The organism is Arthrobacter oryzae (genome assembly GCF_030718995.1).
GTDB classification, from domain to species: Bacteria; Actinomycetota; Actinomycetes; order Actinomycetales; family Micrococcaceae; genus Arthrobacter; species Arthrobacter oryzae_C.
In genome coordinates this window covers 1,496,466-1,516,386 of sequence record NZ_CP132204.1, presented here as the reverse complement: position 1 = coordinate 1,516,386, position 19,921 = coordinate 1,496,466, and the positions used below count along the sequence as shown (strand labels likewise).

General features: G+C 67.1%; 19 protein-coding genes. 10 read left to right on the top strand and 9 right to left on the bottom strand.

Annotated elements, in window-relative coordinates:
- Positions 1 to 196 precede the first annotated feature (196 nt).
- Together Q8Z05_RS06975 and Q8Z05_RS06970 are read right to left on the bottom strand one after the other, a co-directional pair.
- Entirely contained in the window at positions 197 to 1,510 is a 1,314-nt protein-coding gene (locus Q8Z05_RS06975) for an HNH endonuclease (RefSeq protein ID WP_371745937.1), read from the bottom strand.
- 125 nt (positions 1,511 to 1,635) lie between these two features.
- A complete protein-coding gene (locus tag Q8Z05_RS06970) occupies positions 1,636 to 2,541 on the bottom strand; it encodes an SRPBCC family protein (RefSeq protein ID WP_305942747.1) in 906 nt (301 codons plus the stop codon).
- A gap of 158 nt (positions 2,542 to 2,699) precedes the next feature.
- Here Q8Z05_RS06970 and Q8Z05_RS06965 point away from each other — a divergent pair, with 158 nt between their 5' ends.
- On the top strand, positions 2,700 to 3,206 hold the full coding sequence (locus Q8Z05_RS06965) for a hypothetical protein (RefSeq protein ID WP_305942746.1): 507 nt from the start codon (positions 2,700 to 2,702) through the stop codon (positions 3,204 to 3,206).
- Positions 3,207 to 3,291: 85 nt separating this feature from the next.
- On the opposite strand, the gene Q8Z05_RS06960 is transcribed toward Q8Z05_RS06965, so the two are convergent.
- Entirely contained in the window at positions 3,292 to 4,068 is a 777-nt protein-coding gene (locus Q8Z05_RS06960) for a GntR family transcriptional regulator (protein ID WP_305942745.1), read from the bottom strand.
- Between the two features lie 18 nt (positions 4,069 to 4,086).
- Positions 4,087 to 5,445: an aspartate aminotransferase family protein gene (locus tag Q8Z05_RS06955; RefSeq protein ID WP_305942744.1), complete on the bottom strand. Its 1,359-nt coding sequence runs from the start codon at positions 5,443 to 5,445 to the stop codon at positions 4,087 to 4,089.
- A gap of 277 nt (positions 5,446 to 5,722) precedes the next feature.
- On the opposite strand from Q8Z05_RS06955, the gene Q8Z05_RS06950 reads away from it, so the two are divergent.
- Together Q8Z05_RS06950 and eat are read left to right on the top strand one after the other, a co-directional pair.
- Complete coding sequence (locus tag Q8Z05_RS06950; protein WP_305942743.1) at positions 5,723 to 6,763, top strand: phosphotransferase enzyme family protein; 1,041 nt, start codon at positions 5,723 to 5,725, stop codon at positions 6,761 to 6,763.
- A 108-nt stretch (positions 6,764 to 6,871) separates the two neighbouring features.
- A complete protein-coding gene (gene eat / locus Q8Z05_RS06945; RefSeq protein WP_305942742.1) occupies positions 6,872 to 8,305 on the top strand; it encodes an ethanolamine permease in 1,434 nt (477 codons plus the stop codon).
- Here eat and Q8Z05_RS06940 read toward each other — a convergent pair.
- A complete protein-coding gene (locus Q8Z05_RS06940; RefSeq protein ID WP_305942741.1) occupies positions 8,302 to 9,831 on the bottom strand; it encodes an amidohydrolase in 1,530 nt (509 codons plus the stop codon). The genes eat and Q8Z05_RS06940 overlap by 4 nt on opposite strands.
- Before the next feature lie 12 nt (positions 9,832 to 9,843).
- Positions 9,844 to 10,482: an SRPBCC family protein gene (locus tag Q8Z05_RS06935; protein WP_305942740.1), complete on the bottom strand. Its 639-nt coding sequence runs from the start codon at positions 10,480 to 10,482 to the stop codon at positions 9,844 to 9,846.
- 277 nt (positions 10,483 to 10,759) lie between these two features.
- Between Q8Z05_RS06935 and Q8Z05_RS06930 the strand changes: the two genes are divergently transcribed.
- The 7 genes from Q8Z05_RS06930 (at position 10,760) to Q8Z05_RS06900 (ending at position 17,222) form a co-directional block, all read left to right on the top strand.
- Positions 10,760 to 11,161 (top strand): hypothetical protein, encoded by a 402-nt coding sequence (locus Q8Z05_RS06930; RefSeq protein WP_305942739.1) that lies wholly within the window; start codon positions 10,760 to 10,762, stop codon positions 11,159 to 11,161.
- Complete coding sequence (locus Q8Z05_RS06925; RefSeq protein WP_305942738.1) at positions 11,158 to 12,213, top strand: zinc-dependent alcohol dehydrogenase family protein; 1,056 nt, start codon at positions 11,158 to 11,160, stop codon at positions 12,211 to 12,213. Before Q8Z05_RS06930 ends, Q8Z05_RS06925 begins: the two co-directional genes overlap by 4 nt.
- Entirely contained in the window at positions 12,210 to 12,656 is a 447-nt protein-coding gene (locus tag Q8Z05_RS06920; protein WP_305942737.1) for a flavodoxin family protein, read from the top strand. The genes Q8Z05_RS06925 and Q8Z05_RS06920 overlap by 4 nt, the downstream gene beginning before the upstream one ends.
- 40 nt (positions 12,657 to 12,696) lie before the next feature.
- Entirely contained in the window at positions 12,697 to 14,424 is a 1,728-nt protein-coding gene (locus tag Q8Z05_RS06915; protein ID WP_305942736.1) for a DUF4389 domain-containing protein, read from the top strand.
- Positions 14,425 to 14,629: 205 nt separating this feature from the next.
- Positions 14,630 to 15,454, top strand: coding sequence for a DUF4397 domain-containing protein (locus Q8Z05_RS06910; RefSeq protein ID WP_305942735.1), 825 nt, complete (start codon positions 14,630 to 14,632; stop codon positions 15,452 to 15,454).
- An 80-nt stretch (positions 15,455 to 15,534) separates the two neighbouring features.
- The gene (locus Q8Z05_RS06905; protein ID WP_305942734.1) at positions 15,535 to 16,323 is read left to right on the top strand and encodes a class F sortase; all 789 of its coding nucleotides are present in this window, start codon (positions 15,535 to 15,537) and stop codon (positions 16,321 to 16,323) included.
- 116 nt (positions 16,324 to 16,439) lie between these two features.
- The gene (locus Q8Z05_RS06900) at positions 16,440 to 17,222 is read left to right on the top strand and encodes an SDR family NAD(P)-dependent oxidoreductase (RefSeq protein WP_305942733.1); all 783 of its coding nucleotides are present in this window, start codon (positions 16,440 to 16,442) and stop codon (positions 17,220 to 17,222) included.
- Between the two features lie 19 nt (positions 17,223 to 17,241).
- Here the strand turns inward: Q8Z05_RS06900 and Q8Z05_RS06895 are convergent, their stop codons facing one another.
- The 3 genes from Q8Z05_RS06895 to Q8Z05_RS06885 all read right to left on the bottom strand — a co-directional run bounded on the left by Q8Z05_RS06895 (position 17,242) and on the right by Q8Z05_RS06885 (position 19,906).
- Positions 17,242 to 17,901, bottom strand: coding sequence for a GntR family transcriptional regulator (locus Q8Z05_RS06895; RefSeq protein WP_305942732.1), 660 nt, complete (start codon positions 17,899 to 17,901; stop codon positions 17,242 to 17,244).
- Between the two features lie 137 nt (positions 17,902 to 18,038).
- Positions 18,039 to 19,043 carry a transketolase family protein gene (locus Q8Z05_RS06890; RefSeq protein ID WP_305942731.1) on the bottom strand — a complete coding sequence of 335 codons (1,005 nt, stop codon included), beginning with the start codon at positions 19,041 to 19,043 and terminating at the stop codon, positions 18,039 to 18,041.
- Positions 19,040 to 19,906 (bottom strand): transketolase, encoded by an 867-nt coding sequence (locus Q8Z05_RS06885; protein WP_305942730.1) that lies wholly within the window; start codon positions 19,904 to 19,906, stop codon positions 19,040 to 19,042. Before Q8Z05_RS06885 ends, Q8Z05_RS06890 begins: the two co-directional genes overlap by 4 nt.
- Positions 19,907 to 19,921: the final 15 nt, after the last annotated feature.

Sequence of the window (19,921 nt, the reverse complement as noted above, 5' to 3'; positions counted from 1 at the left end):
ACGCTTAAAGCGCCTGCAGGTAACCGTTCAGATAACGCGGGCCGTTCGGGACATGCAAATGTCCGGGCCGTCTCTTAGCGAGATCGCGAAGGTACCTGCAGGTCTTTCGTGTTTAAGGGCGTCCTTGCCCGTTCATTCGCGCGTCAGCATTGAGGCCACTGCCCTCTATAGACCAGCGCCCTCTCCAGCCGCGGAGCTATGCGGCCACGGATCTAAGCTTGACGCGCTTGAGCGCCTTGGCCCGGTGCCGGAGTTCCCGACGGTGACGGGATGCTGCTTGATCGGGAGGCGAATGTCCCGGCAACGGCGGAGCTGTGGACTGGTAGCTATGCCCCGTTGGCGTTGTCAGCTGGACTGTATGCCGGGGCCCGGTCCCGGGGCGGGCCCGCCAGCCGGGAACTCCCTTGGTGTGGTTGCAGGCCTCACAGAGTCCGGCGCCGTTGCCTTGCGTGGTGGTTCCGCCGCTGTGCCACGGCAGCACGTGATCCAGATGCCGGATCGGAGCGTCGCAATAGGGCGTTCGGCAGGTATGGTCGCGGACCCGGATGAAGCGGCCCAATCCGGGCGGAAAGAGCCTTGCCCTCGAGTCCATGGCCACGAGATGGCCCTGGACAGCGATCTCCCGGGCCCAGCCAGCGGGGACAATGCCGTAGCCCGGAAGCCGGGCGGGTTCGCTGGCTCCCTGGAACAGCGTGCGGTCGGTCATCACGAGCTGGATCTCGACCCCGCTGATTCCGCCTTCCGTTCCCGTGACGCGTTCAACCAGAGCATCGGCCATGAGCTGGCCGCGGGAGCGTCTGTCGCCGTCGGAGCCTAACGTGTCGGCGTGCCTGGTGAGGGCTGCGTGGACGGCCACACCCTCGGCGACCGGGAGGAACGCCGTCACGTAGCACATGGTGTCAGGCGCCGGCCGAAGACTGACGTGGCGCTCGGCGGCGGCGTGGCTCGCGCGGTCCGCAACGGACCTCGGATCGCGCCGATAGGCGGCGGACCGTGCCGCGGCAATCACCGCACGGTCGCCTGCTCCACTGAACGTCCCGACGTCGGACGCCAACTCTTCGTCAACGGCACTGCGGTCGGCCGGGGAGAGGCAGGCAGTCTCACGCACCAACAGTGTGGCGCGCCATTCATTAAGCTGGCCCGACTCCAAGCCGGCGAGGGTATGTGGCATCTCTGTGACCAAGGCCTTCGCCAGGCCTAGGATCCGGCTGCCTCTGGCCGGTGATTCGCGCCGGGCGAGGGCGATCTGCGCTGCGGCGCCGGTGCCGAGCTCTTCGGCGGGCATGCCGGCGCGGGCCTGCTCACTGCGCTGCTTTAAGTCGAAGGCAACCGCGATCCGGGCCTGCCGCGCCGCGGCAGCGGACTTCAGGTCTTCAAGTTCACGGAGCTGGTCAATCATCCCTGCGCTGTCCGCGGCCGGCCGCGTGTCAGCCAGTGTGCGGATCATTTCCCTGACCGACACACCGACCGTTGCATTCGAGACCCGCTCAGGTCCCTGACCGCCGTCCATGCATTAAGTTTCCCCGCGACCACCGACATTTAACGCTACTCGCTGAAAGGAATAGGCAAGGGGCGTCGCCTCCCGTTCCGGACGGGAGGCGACGCCCCTTGTGCTCGCCCCTGGTGGGATGACTCCTAGTGCTGGCCGAGGTTCCCTGCCGCAGGCGGCAGGCCGCCGTCGCGCTTTTCCTCGTCCCGGCGCTCAGCCGCACTTCGCGTGTCACTGTCGGCTGTTTCGTCCGAATCGCCCTCGAAGTCCACCAGCCCGTTGGTCTGATCGAACGGCTTGGCGATCCGCTCGTCGCTCAAAGCGGAGCCCGTGCCGGTTGTGGCACCCGCCGTTGGCACCGGCTCCACGTAGCCGGAAGCGTCGGTGGCCGGAACGGCTGAGACAGGATTCCCGGAAACCGGTGCCGTGGTGTCGTGGACCCGTTCCGTGTCCTTGTCCCGCATGCTCGCGGCCACGCCGGCTGCGGCCGCAGCGGCAACCCCGACTCCCGCCGCCACCTTTCCGGAGACGCCGGCCTTGCCGGAATCGCCGCGTGATGCCGCTGCGGCGTCCACCCCGGGAGTCGCCGGTGAAAGGCCCTCGTTGACGGTCCCGCGCCACGCGCCGCTTGCGTAGCCTTCGTCCTCGATGAACTCCTTGAACCTCTTCAGGTCCGCGTCCACCTGGCGGTCAACGACGTGAAGTTTGTCTCCGATGGTTTCTACGATTCCTTCCGGTTCGTATTCGAGTGAGAGCTGCACCGACGTCTGGCCCCCTCCCACGTCTTCGAAGGTTACGGTCCCTGCGTTGGTTGCGCCTTCGGTCGCGGCCCAGGCGACCTTGCGGTCCGGAACCTGCTCCAGGATCTTCGCCTCCCACTTCCGGCGGACGCCCGCGATTTCGGCCACCCATTCAAGGCGGTCGTCGCTCAGTTGCGTCACACTCTTGACGCCACCCATGAAGTGCGGAAATTCCTCGAACTGGGTCCACTGGTTGTACGCCGTGCTTGTCGGGACGTTGACCAGAATGCGTTTCTCGACCTTCGTGCTCATGGTGTCTCCTTTGACTAGGACGGGTTGTGCATCGACTGACGACGGCGGTGATCCGTCAAGTAATCAGTATGCTTACTATAACTTTGATGCAGCTGTCCGGCTAGAGTTTCCTTGGCGGCCGCCGCCGTTCCACGTGTTCACGAGCCAAGGACCCAATCATGCAGGTCGACAAACGGGCGCTCCGGGAAGGCGGCTTTGCGGGCTTCAGGACCTTCGCGGACGTTGAGATCAACCGGATTCCGCAGGCGCCGGGGATCTTCGCCGTTCTCCAGCCCGAAGGTTTCCAGGTGCAGTTCCTGGCCAGGAGCACGGCCGGGGTGTTTAAGAAAAAGGACCCCTCGCTTTCCGCTGACAAGCTCGCTGCCGAATGGGTGGACGGCGCGGAGGTCCTCTACGTCGGAAAGGCAGGACCCGGCAGCAAGGGCAACCGCGGGCTGCGCCGGCAGATCCAGGAATTCCTGGACTTCGGCAACGGCAAACCCCCGGGGCATTGGGACGGACGGCTCATCTGGCAGCTCGCGAACACCGATTCCCTGCTCCTCGCCTGGAAAGAGCTACCCGCAGGCGGGTTGAACCAGGCTGAGGCCAAGTATCACGCCGACTTCCGTGGGGCGTACGGCCGCCTCCCGTTCGCCAACCTGGTCCAGGCCCGGGTCAAGGGCTAGCAACCAGGGCCGTAAGTGTCTGTGAGGGTTGTGGTGCACGACGGCGGCCGGCGGCTTTGGGTCCGTACGTGTCCGTTCGCGCTGTTCAGCCGCGTTCCAGCCGGACTGTCCGCTTCCAGTTGGTTCCGTACTTCTGCATGTGAACGCGAGTCCGGTCAGCGCGGAAGAAGTCTTGCGCGAACTCCACAGGAGTTCCATGTACGTCCCAGGCAACCCGGCGGATTTCCAGCAACGCCGATCCGGGCGGCACGTCCAGCACACTGGCCTGCTCGTCCGTGGCGGGCACGGCTTCCACCGTCTCGTCGGCACGGTCCAGTTCCAGCCCGTACTCGGTGGTCAGCAAGTGGTACAGCGAGCCCGTCAACGGATGCGTGAACAGTCCCGGGAAGCGGGCGGCCGGCAGCACTGACAGATCCAGTGACCACGAGGTCCCGTCCACCAGCCGCAGTCTCCGGATGCGCAGGACCGCATCCCCGCCGTTCAGGTGCAGGTTCCGCCGCTCGTCAGGCTGCGGCAGGCCCATCTCGGCGCGCACCACGGTGGTGGAAATGGAGCGGCCCTGGTGGAGCACCATTTGGGGAACGCCCTCCACGGTGTTCAGGTGCCGCTGGATCCGGCCGTCGTTGAAGAACACGCCGCCCGAACGCCCCAGAACCCGCCGGACGGTGCCCTCGGCCTCCATCCGGTCGATCGCCTGACGGAGGACAGCCCGGCCGATGCCGAGCCGCTCGGCCAGTGCGCGTTCACTGCCCATCAGTTCGCCCGGGCGAAACATCTCCGCCCGCGCGAACCGGGTCAGTGCCGCGTGGGCGGCATCAGCGGCCGTCATTTTGTCCGGCTCTTCGCCCGCGCCCATTGCCATCGTCCCAAAGTATACAAACTAGGCGCCGAGTGCAGTCAGCGACTCGTCAAGGGCCCCCACCAGCCAGTCGATGTCCATGGGCTGAAAGGCCAGCGGCGGGCGCAGCTTCAAAACATTCCCGTGCGGCCCTGCAACGGACGTCAGCACACCGCGTTCCCGCAGCTGTTCAAGCACGGCCAGCGCGAGTTCGCGGTCCGGTTCACGGGTATTGCGGTCCTTGACCAGCTCGAAGCCGATGAACAGACCGGCGCCCCGGACATCCCCCACGGACTCGTGGGTGTCCGCCAAACCGGCAAGTGCCGAAAGCAAGTGCGCTCCGACCACCCGGCTGTGTTCCTGCAGGCCTTCTGACCGGATGGTGGAGAGTACAGCCTGGGCGGCTGCCATGGACACCGGATTGCCGCCGAACGTGTTGAAGTAAGGAATCGTGTCGCTGAACGACGCTAGAACGTCAGCTTTGGCCACCAGCCCGGAGACGGGAATCCCGTTCCCCATCGGCTTGCCGAGTGTGACGACGTCGGGAACTATTCCGTGGCGCTGGAATCCCCAGAACGCCTCGCCGGTCCGCCCGAAACCGGGCTGCACCTCGTCCGCAATGATGATGCCGCCGGCGCGGTGGATGACGTCGGCTGCTTCGCGAAGGTAACCGGCGGGGCCCGGCAGGACGCCGTCGGACGAGAAAATCGAGTCGGCAATGAAGCCGGCGAAACGGATGCCGTTCGACTCCATGTCCGCGATCGCAGCGCGGATCTTGTTGGCGAACCACGTACCGAGTTCCGCGGCGTCCGAACCGGCCTCGGCACCCAGGCGGTAAGCATCCGGCGCGGCAACAAGGCGCGCGGTGGGTGCGAGCGGCTGCCCGGTTCCCAGCGCAGGCGACACTCCCGAGGTCAGCTCGGATGTGCCGTGGTACGCCTCCGTGGTGGCGATGATGCCCTCGCCGCCGCTGTACGCCTTGGCCACGCGGATGGCGAGGTCGTTCGCTTCGGATCCGGTGCACATGTACATGGCCTTGTCGAGCTCGGCAGGCATGGTGGAGAGGAGATCGTCCGTGTAATCCAGGATGCGTTCGTGCAGGTACCGGGTGTGCGTGTTCAGCTGCTGCATCTGCGCGGTCACGGCTGCCGTGACGGCCGGATGGCAGTGGCCCAGGCTGGCCACGTTGTTGTAGGCGTCGAGGTATTTCCGGCCGGCCGCGTCCCACAGGTACTGCCCTTCGCCGCGGACCAGGTGCACTGGGTTGCGGTAGAAGAGCCGGTAGGAGGCGCCGAGGACCGTGTCCCGGCGCTCGGTCAGCAGCCGCGTCTCGGGGTCGAGGCCGGCGGCGTCGTCCGTGCGGAAGCTGTTGGTGTCCATAATGGTGGAACGGATGACCATGGCTGGTTCCTTGCTGATCGGTGCGTGCAGTTTCGTCCGTGCGGGCCCAACCCTCGAATCGAATTTCTGTCCTTCCAGTATGTTTGGGCGGCGCCGCCGAAAACCTCCCGCAAATTAAGCCGGCGTTACTAAAAGCGGCCGCAAATTGAACGGTTTGTTTCCGAGTCGCGGCTTTGTTTCGAGGCGGTAAATTCCTCCGGATCGGCACGGTTCCGCCGGTTCTGCCGTGCAATACTCGCTACTGGAGCCCAACCCTCCTCGCCTCCGAGGAGCATCCATGAACACCATGACAGACACTTCCCCACTCGCCGTCTTCAACGGCCTGCGCCGCGGGGAACCTGCCCCTGAATGGATCGGCACCGCCGTCATGTCCGCCTGGGGCCTGATCCCGGACCGGACCGTGATCACTTTGATTGCCGTCTCGGAGAACGCTACGTTCCGGATCGAGGTCGACGGCGTTCCCGTGTCCGTTCTGCGCGTGCACCGTCCCGGCCATGTGGGGGATGCCCGCCAGATCGCCGGCGAGCTCACCTGGGTCCGGCGTCTGGCGGAAGAAGCGGAAGTGCGCGTTCCCGACGTCGTGCCCACCGCCAGCGGTTCCCTCCTGCATACCTTCACGGATCCGGGCGGGTCCGAATGGCACTGCGTAGCGTTTGCGTTCGTCGCCGGGGACATCCTGGAGGACTTCGCCGATCCGCGGCCCTACTATGCGGAAATCGGCGCCACGACGGCGCGCCTGCACCAGCAGGTCAGGCGCTGGCCGCTGCCGGCCGATTTCACCCGTTTTTCCTGGCAGCTGAGCGACATGCTTGGTGAAACGAGCAGGTGGGGGGACTGGCGTCGCGCAGACCTCACGCCCGAACAGGCGGCCGTGCTGGGCCGTGCCGAATTCGCAGCAGTCACGGCCCTGGACGGCCTTCCCGTCTCCGGTGACAGCTGGGGCCTGGTGCATGCGGACCTGCGCCCGTCCAACATCATGATCGACGGCGGCGCCCTCACCGTGATCGACTTCGACGACTGCGGCTTCTCCTGGCTGCTGTACGACTTCGCGTCTGCGCTGTCCTTCATCGAGCACGAGCCCTACGCGCCGGACATCGCCAAGAGCTGGGTTGCAGGCTACCGGACCGTCCGCCCGCTCACCGACACGGACCTGGCCCACGCCGCCGCGCTCAGCATGATCCGGCGCCTGACCATGCTCGGCTGGACCACCACCCACCGCGCCGACGCGCTGCCGGCCGAACTCTGGGACGCCCAGATCCCCGGCACCGTGGCCGTCGCCGAGCGCTACCTGGCATCGCCCACCTGGCTCTTCGACTAAGCCCGGCTCTCGGCTGAGTCTTCGCTTAGTTCCCCGCTCTGCAACCGGGCCCGCCCCGGCTCTTCCCTGCACACCCAAATTTCACGCCCACGTTTACCGGAGGCTTCCATGACTGAAACCCTTCCGGCCGCTGAACAGCGCGCCGTCGACAAAGCCTATTTTGAACAGCGGACCCTCAGGCGGGGTGCCGCCGGCTGGCTCCTCCTGGCCGGCCTTGGCATCTCGTACGTGATTTCCGGCGATTTCTCCGGCTGGAACTTCGGCCTGGAAGCCGGCGGCTGGGGCGGCCTGCTGATCGCCTTCGTCCTGATGGGCGTGATGTACGCCTGCATGGTCTTCGGCCTTGCCGAAATGTCTTCCGCACTTCCGGTGGCAGGCGCCGGCTACGGCTTCGCCCGCCGCGCACTGGGCCGGCTGGGTGGTTTCGCCACCGGGCTCGCCATCCTCATCGAGTACTCGATAGCTCCGGCCGCGATCGCCGTCTTCATCGGCGGCTATGTGGAGAGCCTTGGCCTGTTCGGCATCACGGACGGCTGGCCGGTGTACCTCGTCTGCTTCGCGCTGTTCATCGGTATCCACCTCATCGGCGTCGGCGAGGCGCTCAAGGCGATGTTCGCCATCACGGGCATCGCGGTGGTGGCGCTCATCGCGTTCGTCGTCGGAATGGTGCCGCACTTCGACGCCACCAAGCTGTTCGACATCCCCGTGAGTGATGCGGCCGGTGCCAGCGCGTTCCTGCCCAACGGTTTCGGCGGCATCATCGGCGCGCTGGTCTTCGCCATCTGGTTCTTCCTTGCCGTGGAGGGTGTTCCGCTGGCCGCCGAAGAGGCGGAAAACCCGCAACGGGACATGCCGCGCGCCATCATCGTGGCCATGTCCGTTCTGGCGTTCACCGGACTGGCAGTCCTTGTCCTGGCACCGGGCGGCGCCGGCAGCGCGCTGATGAGCACGTCCGCCAGCCCGCTGCCCGATGCGCTGCGGGCCGTCGGCAATGAAGGCCTGGCTGTCTTCGTGAACTACGCGGGCCTCGCCGGGCTGGTGGCCAGCTTCTTCTCCATCGTCTACGCCTATTCCCGCCAGCTCTTCGCGCTGTCCCGTGCCGGCTATCTGCCCACCTGGCTCAGCCGCACCAACTCGAGGAAGACCCCCACCTGGGCGCTGATCGTCCCCGGGATCGTCGGCTTCATCCTGGCCGCCGCAGTGGGCGACGGCGACAAACTCATCAACATCGCCGTCTTTGGAGCAGCCGTGTCCTATGTGCTGCTCAACCTCTCACACATCGTGTTGCGCAGGCGTGAACCGGAGCTGCACCGCCCGTACCGGACGCCCGGCGGGGTGGTGACCACCGGCGTCGGACTTGTTCTTGCAGTCATCGCGGTGGTTGCCACCTTCTTCGTGGACATCCAGGCCGCGGCAATTACGGCCGGCATCTTCGTCGTCGGGCTGCTCTATTTTGCCTTCCACAGCCGCCACCACCTGGTGGCAGGCGCGCCGGAGGAGGAGTTCGCCCGGATCAGGGAGTCGGAAGCGGAGCTGCGCTAAACCGAGCCTCCGCCGTAGGTGAACCTGCCTGCGACGAGGGTTGCCGCTACCGGCATGGACGCGAACACCTCGTCCGATACGCGGAGCGGGTCGTCGTCGAGCACCGCGATGTCCGCCGGATCTCCCACCTGGATCCGGCGCCGGCCCCGGGAGGACGCAGCCAGGGCCTCCTCCCGGGTGATGGCTTGCTCCGGGTGCCACGGTCCACGTCCGTCCAGTGCGGACCGGGTGGCGGCGGCCGACATTGCGGTCCACGGGTCCAGGGGCGCCACCGGAGCGTCCGAACCGAAGGCCAGCGTGGCCCCGGCCGCCAGCAGCGACCGCAGCGGGAACGCCCGGTCGGTGCGGTCGCCCCAGTTGGCGTCCGCGGCGTCACGGTCGTCGAGGGCATGGGCCGGCTGGACGCTCGCAACCAGGCCCAGCCGGCCAAAACGGGCGAAGTCCTCCTGCCGGACAAACTGGGCATGTTCGATCCGCCCCGCAATGCCCGCCGCCTCGAAGGCGTTCAGCGCCACCTGGTTCGCGGCGTCACCGATCGCATGGACTGCGGGCACGAAGCCGGCTTCCCTGGCCCGGACCAGCAGCTCCACCAGTTCCGTTTCGCTCACGGTGAGCAGGCCCCGCCCGCCGTGCGGATAAGGGTCCACGCAGTAGGCGGTCCGGGTGTTAAGCGAGCCGTCGATCAGCACCTTGAGCGGGCCCACGCGGAGCAGGCCGTTCCCTCCCGGAATGTCCTGCCCCGTGCGCATGGCCTCCCGCCGCGCACGCTCCAGGTGCTCCGGGTAGACGCCCGCTTCGACGCGAAGGGACCCAAAGCCGCCGCCGACACGCCGGAGCCACACCTCGCGGTTCCAGGTCATTTCAAAGTCCACGATCCCCACCACGCCGCGGGCGGCGGCCTTTCGTGCGGCCTCATCGACCCAGGCGTCAACCACTGCATCCGGCAGGCGGCCCAGCTCACGGGTCAGGACGAACGCCGGCTCCTCCCGCAGCAGCCCGGAGCCGTCCACCGACACCCCGTGGCGCACGGCGGCGGCACTGTTCAGCCAGACGCAATGGAGATCATGGCTGATCAAGGCCACGGGCGCCCCCTGGGTCGCGGCGTCGAGCATCGCCAGGCTGGGCTCGTCCGCCCAGATGGCGTCGCGGAAGCCGACGCCCACCAGCGTCGGGACAGTCCCGGCGTCGTCCGTGTCCGTACGGCCGTTGCCGCGGATGGCGGGGATACTCGACCGAACGACGTCGACGGCGTCACCCGCCGATGCGGCGCGCGATACGTCGATCCGGTTGGCGGCCATGGCCCACTGCGTCATGTGCACGTGCTCGTCCCACAGGCCCGGGATGACGTAACGGCCGGCTAAGTCAACAACGCGGACACCGGCAAGATCGCGGGCGCCGTCGGGCCGCTCCTCCGCCGCTGTTATCCGGGTGACAATGCCCCGGGCGATGTGAATGTCTGAAGAGCCCGTCTCCCCGGGCTGCCGGACGGAGGCAAGGACAATGTCGGGCGCGGCGGATTCAGGCATAGGGACAGGCTACTAAGAGTTCCCCTCCGCGCGGCTCCTGATCCCGTGGAGCATCCGCCGGGACATGATGAAACTGGCAACCTCCACCGCTTCGACCAGGCACCGCGCCCACCACTGCCGGCAGGCGTACCGCTCCCGCACCAGCAGCCGGGTGGCGCCGTCGGGCTGCGGCTGCAGGACAAATGCCCAGCTGAAGTCGAACGGTCCGGGCGGGGAACCGGTCGGAACGCGCAGCACGAGCGCGGCGCCCGGGTCCACCAGCCCCACTTCCAGGTCTGCCGACGCTGCGGGTGCCAGGTGAAAGCGGTCGCCCACCTTGATGTCCTGCCACTCAGGGTGGATCCGGTCGGCACTGTGGATTTCAAGGCCGGCGAGGTTTTCCAGGAAGTCGTAGCTATAGAGCCCGCCGCGTCCCTGGCCCATCTGCGCCAGCCAGGGCCACACGTCCGTCGCCGGAGCCTTGATGGTGACCGCCCGCGTTGACTGCAGATCTGCGGTGGTCAGGAAATCATCGCCCGGCAGCCCGCCGTCGGCTTCGGCAGCGGTGGCACCCCAGCGCAACTGGAAGCGCCGGAACACGAAGCCCGCTGCCACCAGCCAGGCCAACACCGCGGGCCCGTAAAGATGCTTCAAATTTTGGCGTTTCGTCATCGGGCAATTCTCCAGAGCGCCGGTGGCCCTGTCACGGGCCATAAGCCCCGGGCCGGGTGGCGCCGGCACATATCCCGGCCTTGCGCATCAGGGCCTTTCGTCCCTTACCCCCGCTGCGCGGACCGGCCATCCTTGATGTGGGGCATCTCACGCCTGCGTTACTCGCGCACGCACCTTGGGGAGGGAAATGCTTCGCCGATCAGCACCAGGTCTCGCCACACCATTGGGGAAGGGCTGGCGCACTGCGCCTCCCGAACACAGCAGGAGACCCGGCTTAATGAATCAGCTTGCCCGAACTGTCCTGGGTCCTCGACCCTCCGTCCTCTCCCGGCACGGCCTCCCGTCCACCACACACTACGAACATTCCGACCACCGGCTGAAGGTGGTGGTCCGCATTGAAGCGGACCTGGCCGCTGCCAATATCGAAGTCCGGGGCGTTGTGACGGGCGCCAACCTCCGCGCGCTGTATGTGGTGGCCCGTCGAACAACGTCGCTCCTGCATGGCAAAGAACTCACCATCGATCTCTCCCGCGCCCGGGTGACCGATACGGTCCTCGAGCAACTCCACGAATGCGCCCGCCTGTCCCGGCTGGCATCAGGGGTGGACCGTTCAGTAGTGCCGTGCTCCGTGAAAATCGTTGACCCCGGCTTCATCCACAGAGTGAAGGAGTGCGCATGAAAGCGCTCGTCTACGGCGGTCCCGGCGAAAAATCATGGACTGACGTCCCGGATCCCACCATCCAGAACCCCAGCGACGTGATCGTCAAAGTGGACACCACCACGATCTGCGGAACAGACCTGCACATCCTTAAAGGGGACGTGCCCGCGGTGCAGAAGGGGCGGATCCTGGGCCATGAAGGGGTGGGGACCATCACCGAGGTGGGCTCTTCGGTTACCAGCCTGAAAGTGGGGGACCGGGTCATCATCTCCTGCATCAAGTCCTGCGGCCATTGCGCCAACTGCAAGACCGGGCTTTACTCGCACTGCATGGGTGAGGAAGGGGCAGCCGGCATCGGCTGGGTCTTCGGACACCTGATCGACGGTACCCAGGCCGAATACGTGCGCGTCCCCTATGCGGAGAACTCGCTCCATCTCCTGCCCGAAGGGGTCAGCGACGACCAGGCGGTGATGCTCTCCGACATCCTTCCCACCGGCTTCGAAATCGGCGTCCAGTACGGGCGGGTCAAGCCGGGGGACACCGTGGCGGTTGTGGGCGCAGGGCCGGTCGGGTTGGCAGCAATCGCCACCGCCGGGCTGTATGGCGCCGCCACCATCATCGCGATCGACCTTGACGCGAACCGGTTGGAAAAGTCCCGCGAGTTCGGCGCCACCGACGTTGTCCTCTCCGGTGACTCCGACTGGAAGGAGCAGGTGCTGGCACTCACGGACGGACAGGGCGTGGACGTGGCCATCGAAGCGGTGGGCATCCCGGCCACCTTCACCATGTGCGCGGACATCGTCCGACCCGGCGGCAATGTGGCCAACGTGGGTGTGCACGGAAAGTCCGTGGAGCTGCATGTGGAAAACCTTTGGATCCAGAACATCAACATCAGCATGGGCCTGGTCAACGCCAACACCACGCCGATGCTCCTGAAGCTGGTGGCCCAGAAGAAGGTGCCGGCGGAGAAGTTCGCCACCCACCACTTCACGTTCAGCCAGTTCATGGACGCCTACGACACGTTCGCCCGAGCAGCCGAGACCAAGGCCCTCAAAGTGGTGATCACGGCGTGAAAGCGCTGGTTGTCTACGACTCCGCCTACGGCAACACCAGGCAGGTGGCCGAGGCCATCGTCGAAGCCCTCGGCCCGCTGCAGGCCGAGGCCGTTTCCGTGACGGAGTTCAAGGCACCCGCACTTGCGGAAGGCGACCTTCTCGTCGTCGGAAGTCCCATCAACGGCTGGCGCCCGACGCCGAAGATCACCGAGCTGCTGTCCGCCCTCGGCGACGGACGGCTCAACGGCGTCAAGGCGGCGGCGTTCGACACCCGCGTGCGGCTCTTCATCCACGGCGACGCGGCGAAGAAGATGACCGAATCGCTCAAAACCGGCGGCGCGGAGATCATCTCCAAGCCCATGGCCTTCTACGTGAAAGGCAGCGAGGGTCCGCTCCGCAGCGGGGAACTCGACAAAGCGGCCGCATGGGCCGCGGACCTGCTCAAAAGAGTGGGTGGATAGCCGCCGGGGGGCAGGCAAGATGCAAGAAAGGACTGCGGCCATGAAACCAGGCCGGATAGTCATGCTGGTGCTCGGCACCCTCGCCGCCCTGCTGGGGCTTGGACTGCTGACAGCCGCCGCCGGTGTCGGATGGGTCAACTTCCAACAACGCGACAACGGATACTTCACCACGCCCACCGAGCGGTACGACGTGGCCACCCGCGCCATCACCTCGCCCGGCTTGGACCTCCTGGTGGACGAGGAACTGCCTGACGTGCTGCCCGTGGACAGTGCGGGCCGGATGCTGCTGCGCGGCACGTCGGCCGCCGGGCAGGAGATCTTCATCGGCATCGGGCCGCAAGAGGACGTGGCCCGTTACCTGGCCAACGTCCGGCGTTCCGAAATCACCGAGTTGGACTGGTACCCGTTCCGCGTCCAGTACCGTGAGGTGCCCGGCGACGCCGAACCCGCAGCCCCGGGGGCGCAGCCGTTCTGGTCCACGTCCGCCCAGGGAAGCGGGACACAGCAGATCGAGTGGGACCTGCGCAGCGGCCGCTGGGCAGTGGTGGTCATGAACGCCGACGGCGGGGCTCCGGTTTCCGTTGACCTGCAGGCAGGCGTCCGTTCCGACCTGCTCTGGCCCGTGTTCATCGGGCTCCTGATCGGCGGCATCGTCCTGCTGGTGGTGGGGGTCCCGCTGATCGTGGCCGGCGCCGCCGGACTCGGCAGGCACGGCCCGCCGCCGCACCGGCCGGCCGCCGGACCCACGGGCCCCGGCGGTGTGTCCGCGGGCGCCGAAGCCCCGTATGGTGCCGTACCCCACGGCACAGCACCCTATGGTGCCACCCCGTATGGTGGCGCAACTGCACCGGCGCCGCCCGGCGGCAGCACGCCGCTGCCCACGGACCCCCAGCCTTCGGACACGTCGCGGTACCCGGTGCGGCTGAACGGGCACCTTGACCCGGCACTTTCCCGAGGCATGTGGCTGATCAAGTGGTTCCTGGCGATCCCGCACTACATCGTGCTGTTCTTCCTGTGGTTCGCGTTCTTCGTGACCACCATCGTGGCCGGCTTCGCCATCCTGTTCACCGGCCGCTACCCGCGCTCGCTGTTCAACTTCAACGTCGGTGTCCTGCGCTGGAACTGGCGCGTTGCCTTCTACGCCTACGCCGCGATCGGGACGGACCGCTACCCTCCCTTCACGCTGGCGCGAACCGACTACCCGGCGGACTTCGACGTCGACTACCCCGAGCAGCTCTCCCGGGGCCTGGTGCTGGTCAAATGGTGGCTGTTGGCCCTTCCCCAACTCCTGATCGTCGCCGCTTTCTCAGGTACGGCGAGCACCTGGGGCAACCGGCGTATGTGGGTTGACGGGCGATGGGTTGACGGCAGGTGGGTTGACGGAACCTGGGTGGGATACGACGGCGGGGGCGGGGGGATCTCGCTGATCGGGCTGCTGGTGCTCGTGGCCGGCTTCAGCCTGGTGTTCACGGGCCGCTTTGGCCGGAGGCTCTTTGACCTGCTGATCGGCCTGGACCGCTGGATCTACCGCGTTATTGCCTACGTAGCGCTGATGCGTGACGAATACCCGCCGTTCCGCCTCGACATGGGCCCCGCAGATCCCGCCGACGCTCCGCCCGCCAGCTATGTCCCGCCTGAAGGCTACGTCCCGCCGCCGGTCCCCGCGTCGCAGGCCGGGCCGCCACCCCCGCCGCCTGTGGCGGAGCCCCCGGGCCCGCGCACGGAACCTCCGCCGCCACCCGGCCCCGCCGGGCCGCCTCGCGTCTAGCACCCTCCCGTTATCCCGGCCGCGGCCGGGCAGTCCACACCGGGCCGCCCGGCCGCTCCGCTGTGCCCGCGCTCCGCGCAGCTTCGAGCTATTTTCAGCCCCGGCAAAGATATTTACATGCATCTGCATCCAAAAAGCCTTTTGCGTCGGTAATAGGGGTGTAAGCAAAAATCGCCCGCCTGGCGGGCCGTTGAAGGAGATGCAAATGCGAACCAGCCTTTTCACAGCGGGTGCCGTGGCAATTGCGGCGGCTCTCACCCTTGCCGGCCCCGCCCAGGCGGCCGAGTCCGATGCCCAGCTTTCCGTACTCCACGGAGTCCCGGGACTGACCGTCGACGTGTGGGTCAACGGCGCACGTACCCTTGACGATTTCACCCCCGGCACCCTTGCCGGTCCGCTCGCCCTGCCGGCCGGGGACTACGATCTGGCCATCACCGCGTCCGACGCCGCGGACGCTTCCGCTCCTGTGATCGGGCCCGTGAAGGTCACCCTCGCCGCAAGCGGCAACTACACCGCCGTCGCCAACCTCGACGCAGACGGCAAACCGACTGCCAACTTCTTCACGAACGACGTATCGCAGATCGGCCCCGGCAAGGGCAAGCTCACGGTGCGGCACACGGCAGCGGCACCGGCCGTGGACATCCTCGCCGGCGGCACCGCTGTCATCTCCGGCCTGGCCAACCCCACCGAGAAGATGCTGACGCTGGATCCTGGCACCCTGTCCGTTGCTGTTGCTGCCGCCGGCACCACAGCTCCGGTCATCGGCCCCGCGGATGTCACAGTGGCAGAAGGCACCCACACCGTGGTGTACGCCTGGGGCAGCCTCACGGACAACAACCTGCAGCTGGCCGTGCAGAACATTGAAGGTCTGCACTCCGCCCCTGCCGGAGTTCCCGGTGGGCGGTCCGGCGCCGCTGATAACGGAAACGCATCAGCCGCCACCGTGGGCATCGGCGCCGCAGCGCTCCTGCTGCTCGCCGGCGGGGTCGCTGTGTCCCGCAGGCAGCTGGCGCTCCGCCGGACCCGCTAGACCGCAAGCGCAAAACCCCGGCCGCCCGGTCCCCCGGGCGGCCGGCCCCCTGACATCCATCGGCCAAGAGGAGACTTGAGATGCACACCACGACGGCGGCGGGCCCCCGACGGCGTCCCCCCGGCCCGGGCAGGCCGGCTGCCGTGCAGCGGTCCGCCGCCTGGAGGTCGGTTGTGGGAGTAACGGTGTGCCTGCTGATCGCCGGTTGCGCCGCGCCAGGGGACACCGTTTCTCCGCAGTCCGTTGCCCCGGAGGCGGCGGTCACGGAGAAAACCGCTCTGGACTCAGCCGTTCCTGTCGCTTCGCCCGGCGCATCGTCATCGCAGTCCCGGCCGCCGGGGAGGACAGCCGCCCCTCCAGTCCCGGCGTCGGCCGTCCCCATCCGTCCGGCAACGCCGGTTGCCCGGGCGCCCAAGGACCCGGGGCCCCGCTTTCTTACTGTGCAAGGCACCACCATCAACATGCCGATCGTGGAGGTGGGGGTCAGCGCGGACGGGGCCATGGAGATCCCGGAGCCTTTCAACGAGGCCGGCTGGTACCGCTTTGGACCTGCCCCCGGAGCCGCCGCGGGCACCGCAGTGATCGCGGCCCACGTGGACACCACCTCCAATTCCGCGCCGTTCTCCCAGCTCAGATCGCTCGCGCCGGGCACCCTCGTTACCGTCCAGCGTGACGGGGCGGAACCGGTGGCGTTCCGGGTAACCGGAGTGGAACTCATGGCCAAAGACGCATTCGACGGCGCGTCCATCTTCCGGCGCGACGGCCCGCCCGGGCTGAAACTCGTGACCTGCGGCGGCCGGTGGCTGGACGAACAACAGGACTATGGGGACAACGTGATTGTCACGGCGGTGCCTGCACTCCGACCCTAGGAGCCGGTGGCAACCACCACAAGGTTTCCGTCCGGGTCCTGCAGCGCACACTTGCCACCGGCCGCCCGCAGGAAGATAGTGGGAGGAACCGACCACTTCCGGGCAGGAGGCCCGCAATGCTGCTGGACAACGAAACCGGGCCAGCCGGCCTGCTGAAGGGCAGAACGGCCCTGGTCTATGGAGCGGGCGGTCCAATCGGCGGCGCCGTCGCGCGGGCCTTTGCGGCGGAAGGAGCAGCTGTCTTCCTGGCCGGACGCACGGAGTCCAGCCTCGTCAAAGTAGCACGGGACATCCGTGAGACGGGCGGGAGCGCTGACACCGCCGTCGTCGACGCCCTGGACGAAACCCAGGTGAACACGTTCGTGGACCAGGCCGCCAGGAAGACCAAACGGATCGACATCTCCTTCAACCTGATCTCCTACGGCGACGTCCAGCAGCCGCTGATGGACATTTCCGCCGAGGACTTCAGCCAGCCCGTCAACACCGCGACCCGGACCCACTTCCTCACCACGCGCGCCGCGGCACGGCACATGATCAGGCAGCGCTCCGGCGTCGTTTTGATGTTCGGCGGCTCCGGGCCGCAGACCCTGCACGGGCTCGGCGGGTTGAAGGTCGCGCTGGACGCCATGGAGGGTCAGCGCCGGCAGTGGGCGCTGGAACTCGGGAAGAACGGCATCCGGGTGGTCACGATGGTTACGGGCGGGATCGTGGAAACCATTCCGTGGCAGGCCGAGGGCCGTGAAGAGATCGTGAAGGAAATCGCCCGGACCGCGCACCTGAACCGGACGGCGACGCTGGAGGACGTGGGCAACGTGGCAGTGTTCATCGCCTCGGACCGGGCCGCGGCCATCACGGATGCCACCGTGAACATCTCCTGCGGCGCGATCGTGGACTACTGAGTGCTCCTCCCGGCGGCGCCTAAGCCACCAGGTTGTCCGCCGCGGTGTCCATGTGTTCGCGGATGGTCTTGCGGGCCAGTGAGGCGTCTCCGGTTTCGATGGCCGCCACAATGTCGTGGTGCCGGTCAACGCTCATGTTCGACACGCCCTTTTCCAGCCCGGCGAACATGATGGACATCCGGATGGAGCCTTCCAGCGATTCCCAGGAATGCAGCAGCGTCTCGTTGCCGGTGAGGCGGCACAGGGTGCGGTGGAATTCCAGGTCCGATTCGATCCGCTCCTCGAGGGACCCCTTGGTCGCAGCATCCATGGCGTCAATGGCCGCCCGCAGCGAGCCGATCACGTGCTGGCGGTCCGGAAGTTCGCAGAGGGTTCGGGCAGCCAGTGATTCCAGCGCCGCACGCACGGAATAGATGTCCCGGATTTCCTTGGCATCCAGGTGCCGGACGGAAAGCCGGCCGCGCGGGCCAGCAGAGAGCAGGCCTTCCTGCTCGAGCTGCCGCAGCGCTTCCCGAAGGGTGCCGCGGCTGATCTGGAGCATGTCCGAGAGCTCGGTTTCCACCAGGTGGCGGCCGGGCTCCAGCTCTCCGCTGGTGATGGCGCTCCGCAGGGCGGACAGGGCCTGCTCACGGAGGCTCTTCTTCTGCAATCCCAGCAGGGGTGCTGTTGCTCCGGCCATCGCGGTACTTCCTCAATGTCAGTGGTCGACTGTTTACAGTCGGTGTGTTAACTGTTGATCTTACGGCAGAAGCGCGGCACCGTCTCGTGTCCGCCGGTCCGCGCTCCCGCTGTTCGCGGGTTTCCCCGCCTGATGCGCTAGCCCAGTTCGGTGAGGACCTTGGCAACGATCCGCTGTACGGACAGGCCGTAGCGTTCGTGGAGGGTGGGCAGGGCGCCGGCGTCAAGGAACTCGTCCGGCAGCGCCACGGGCACCACCCGCTTGCCCAGCCCCGCGGTGACGACGGCGGACGCGACGGTTTCGAACAACCCGCCGATCACGCTGTGGTTCTCCAGCGTCACTGCAAGGCGGTCGGTGTTGATCTCTGCCAGGACGGTTTCGGAGTCGAACGGCTTGATGGTGGGGGTGTGGACGACGGCAACGTCCACGTTGTGTTCGGCCAGTGCCTTGGCGGCCTGCAGCGCCCGCATGGTCATCAGCCCGCTGGAGATGAAGACCACGTCGTTCCCGCCGCGCAGGACCTTCGCCTTGCCGAGTTCGAACGTGTAGCCGTATTCGTCCAGCACCGTGGGCACATTGCCACGCAGCAGCCGCAGGTACGTGGGCCCGTCGCTGGCCGCGAGCTGGGGGACGGCCTGCTCGATGTCGATGGAGTCGCAGGGGTCCACGATGGTCAGGTTGGGCATGCCGCGGAAAATCGCCATGTCCTCCGTGGCCTGGTGGCTGGGGCCGTAGCCGGTGGTGAGGCCCGGCAGGCCGCCCACGATGTTCACGTTCAGGTTCGGTTCGGCGCTGTCCAGGCAGAGGAAGTCGTAGGCCCGCCGCGCGGCGAACACCGAGTAGGTGGACGCGAACGGCACCAGGCCGGTCTCGGCCAGCCCGGCGGCTGCTCCGAAGAGGAGCTGTTCGGCCATGCCCATCTGGAAGAAGCGTTCCGGGAAGGCCTGCGCGAAGATGTGCATGTCCGTGTATTTGCCCAGGTCCGCCGTGAGCCCGACAATCCTGTCGTTCTCCTGTGCTGCCTTCACCAGGGCGTGCCCGAAGGGTGCGGACGAGGTTTTCTGGCCCGGATCAGCGAAGGACGCGATCATGGCCGAGGTCTTCAGCTTGGGGGCGCTGCCCTTGAGGGCGGTGGTGCTCATCGGCTTGCCTTTCCTTCGTATCCTGCGGTCAGCTGTTCGCGGCATTGCTGCCATTCGTGTTCCTCGATGCGCATGAAGTGCGCCTTTTCGCGCTCCTCGAGCAGCGGCACTCCGCGGCCCACCTTCGTGTCGCACAGGATCACGGAAGGACGTCCGACGGCGGCGGCCTGGCCAGCTGCGTTGTCGAACGCCGCCAGCAGCGCGCCGACGTCGTTCCCGTCCACCCGCTGGGTGTACCAGCCGAAGGACTCCCACTTTTCCGTCACGGGCTCGGTGCGGAGCACGGTGTCGGTCTTGCCGTCGGCCTGCAGGGCGTTGATGTCCACCATGGCGGTGAGGTTGCCCAGCTGGTGGTGGTGCGCGCCCATGGCGGCTTCCCAGGTGGAGCCTTCGTCCAGTTCGCCGTCGGAGAGGAAGTTGTAGACCCTCGCGGAGGAGTCCTGGTAACGCAGGCCAAGTGCCATGCCGACGGCGATGGTGAGGCCGTGGCCCAGGGAGCCGCCGGAGATTTCCATGCCGGGGGTGTAGGTGGACATTCCGGACATGGGGAGCCGGGAATCGTCGGAGCCGTACGTCTCCAGTTCCTCGACCGGTACGATCCCGGCTTCGGCCAAAGCGGCGTAGTGCCCGATCGCGTAGTGCCCGGTGGAGAGTAGGAAGCGGTCCCGCCCCTCCCACTCCGGGTCGGCGGCCTGGAAGCGGAGCTGGTCCGCGTAGACGGCGGCCAGCATGTCCGCGGCTCCAAGCGCCTGGCCCACATAGCCCTGGCCCTGGACTTCGCCCATGTTCAGGGCGTGGTGCCGGATCCGGTAGGCCGCAGCGGAGACCCGGTCGAGGCGTTCTGAGGGTGTCTCGTGAAGCATTCGTTCCTTATGAGT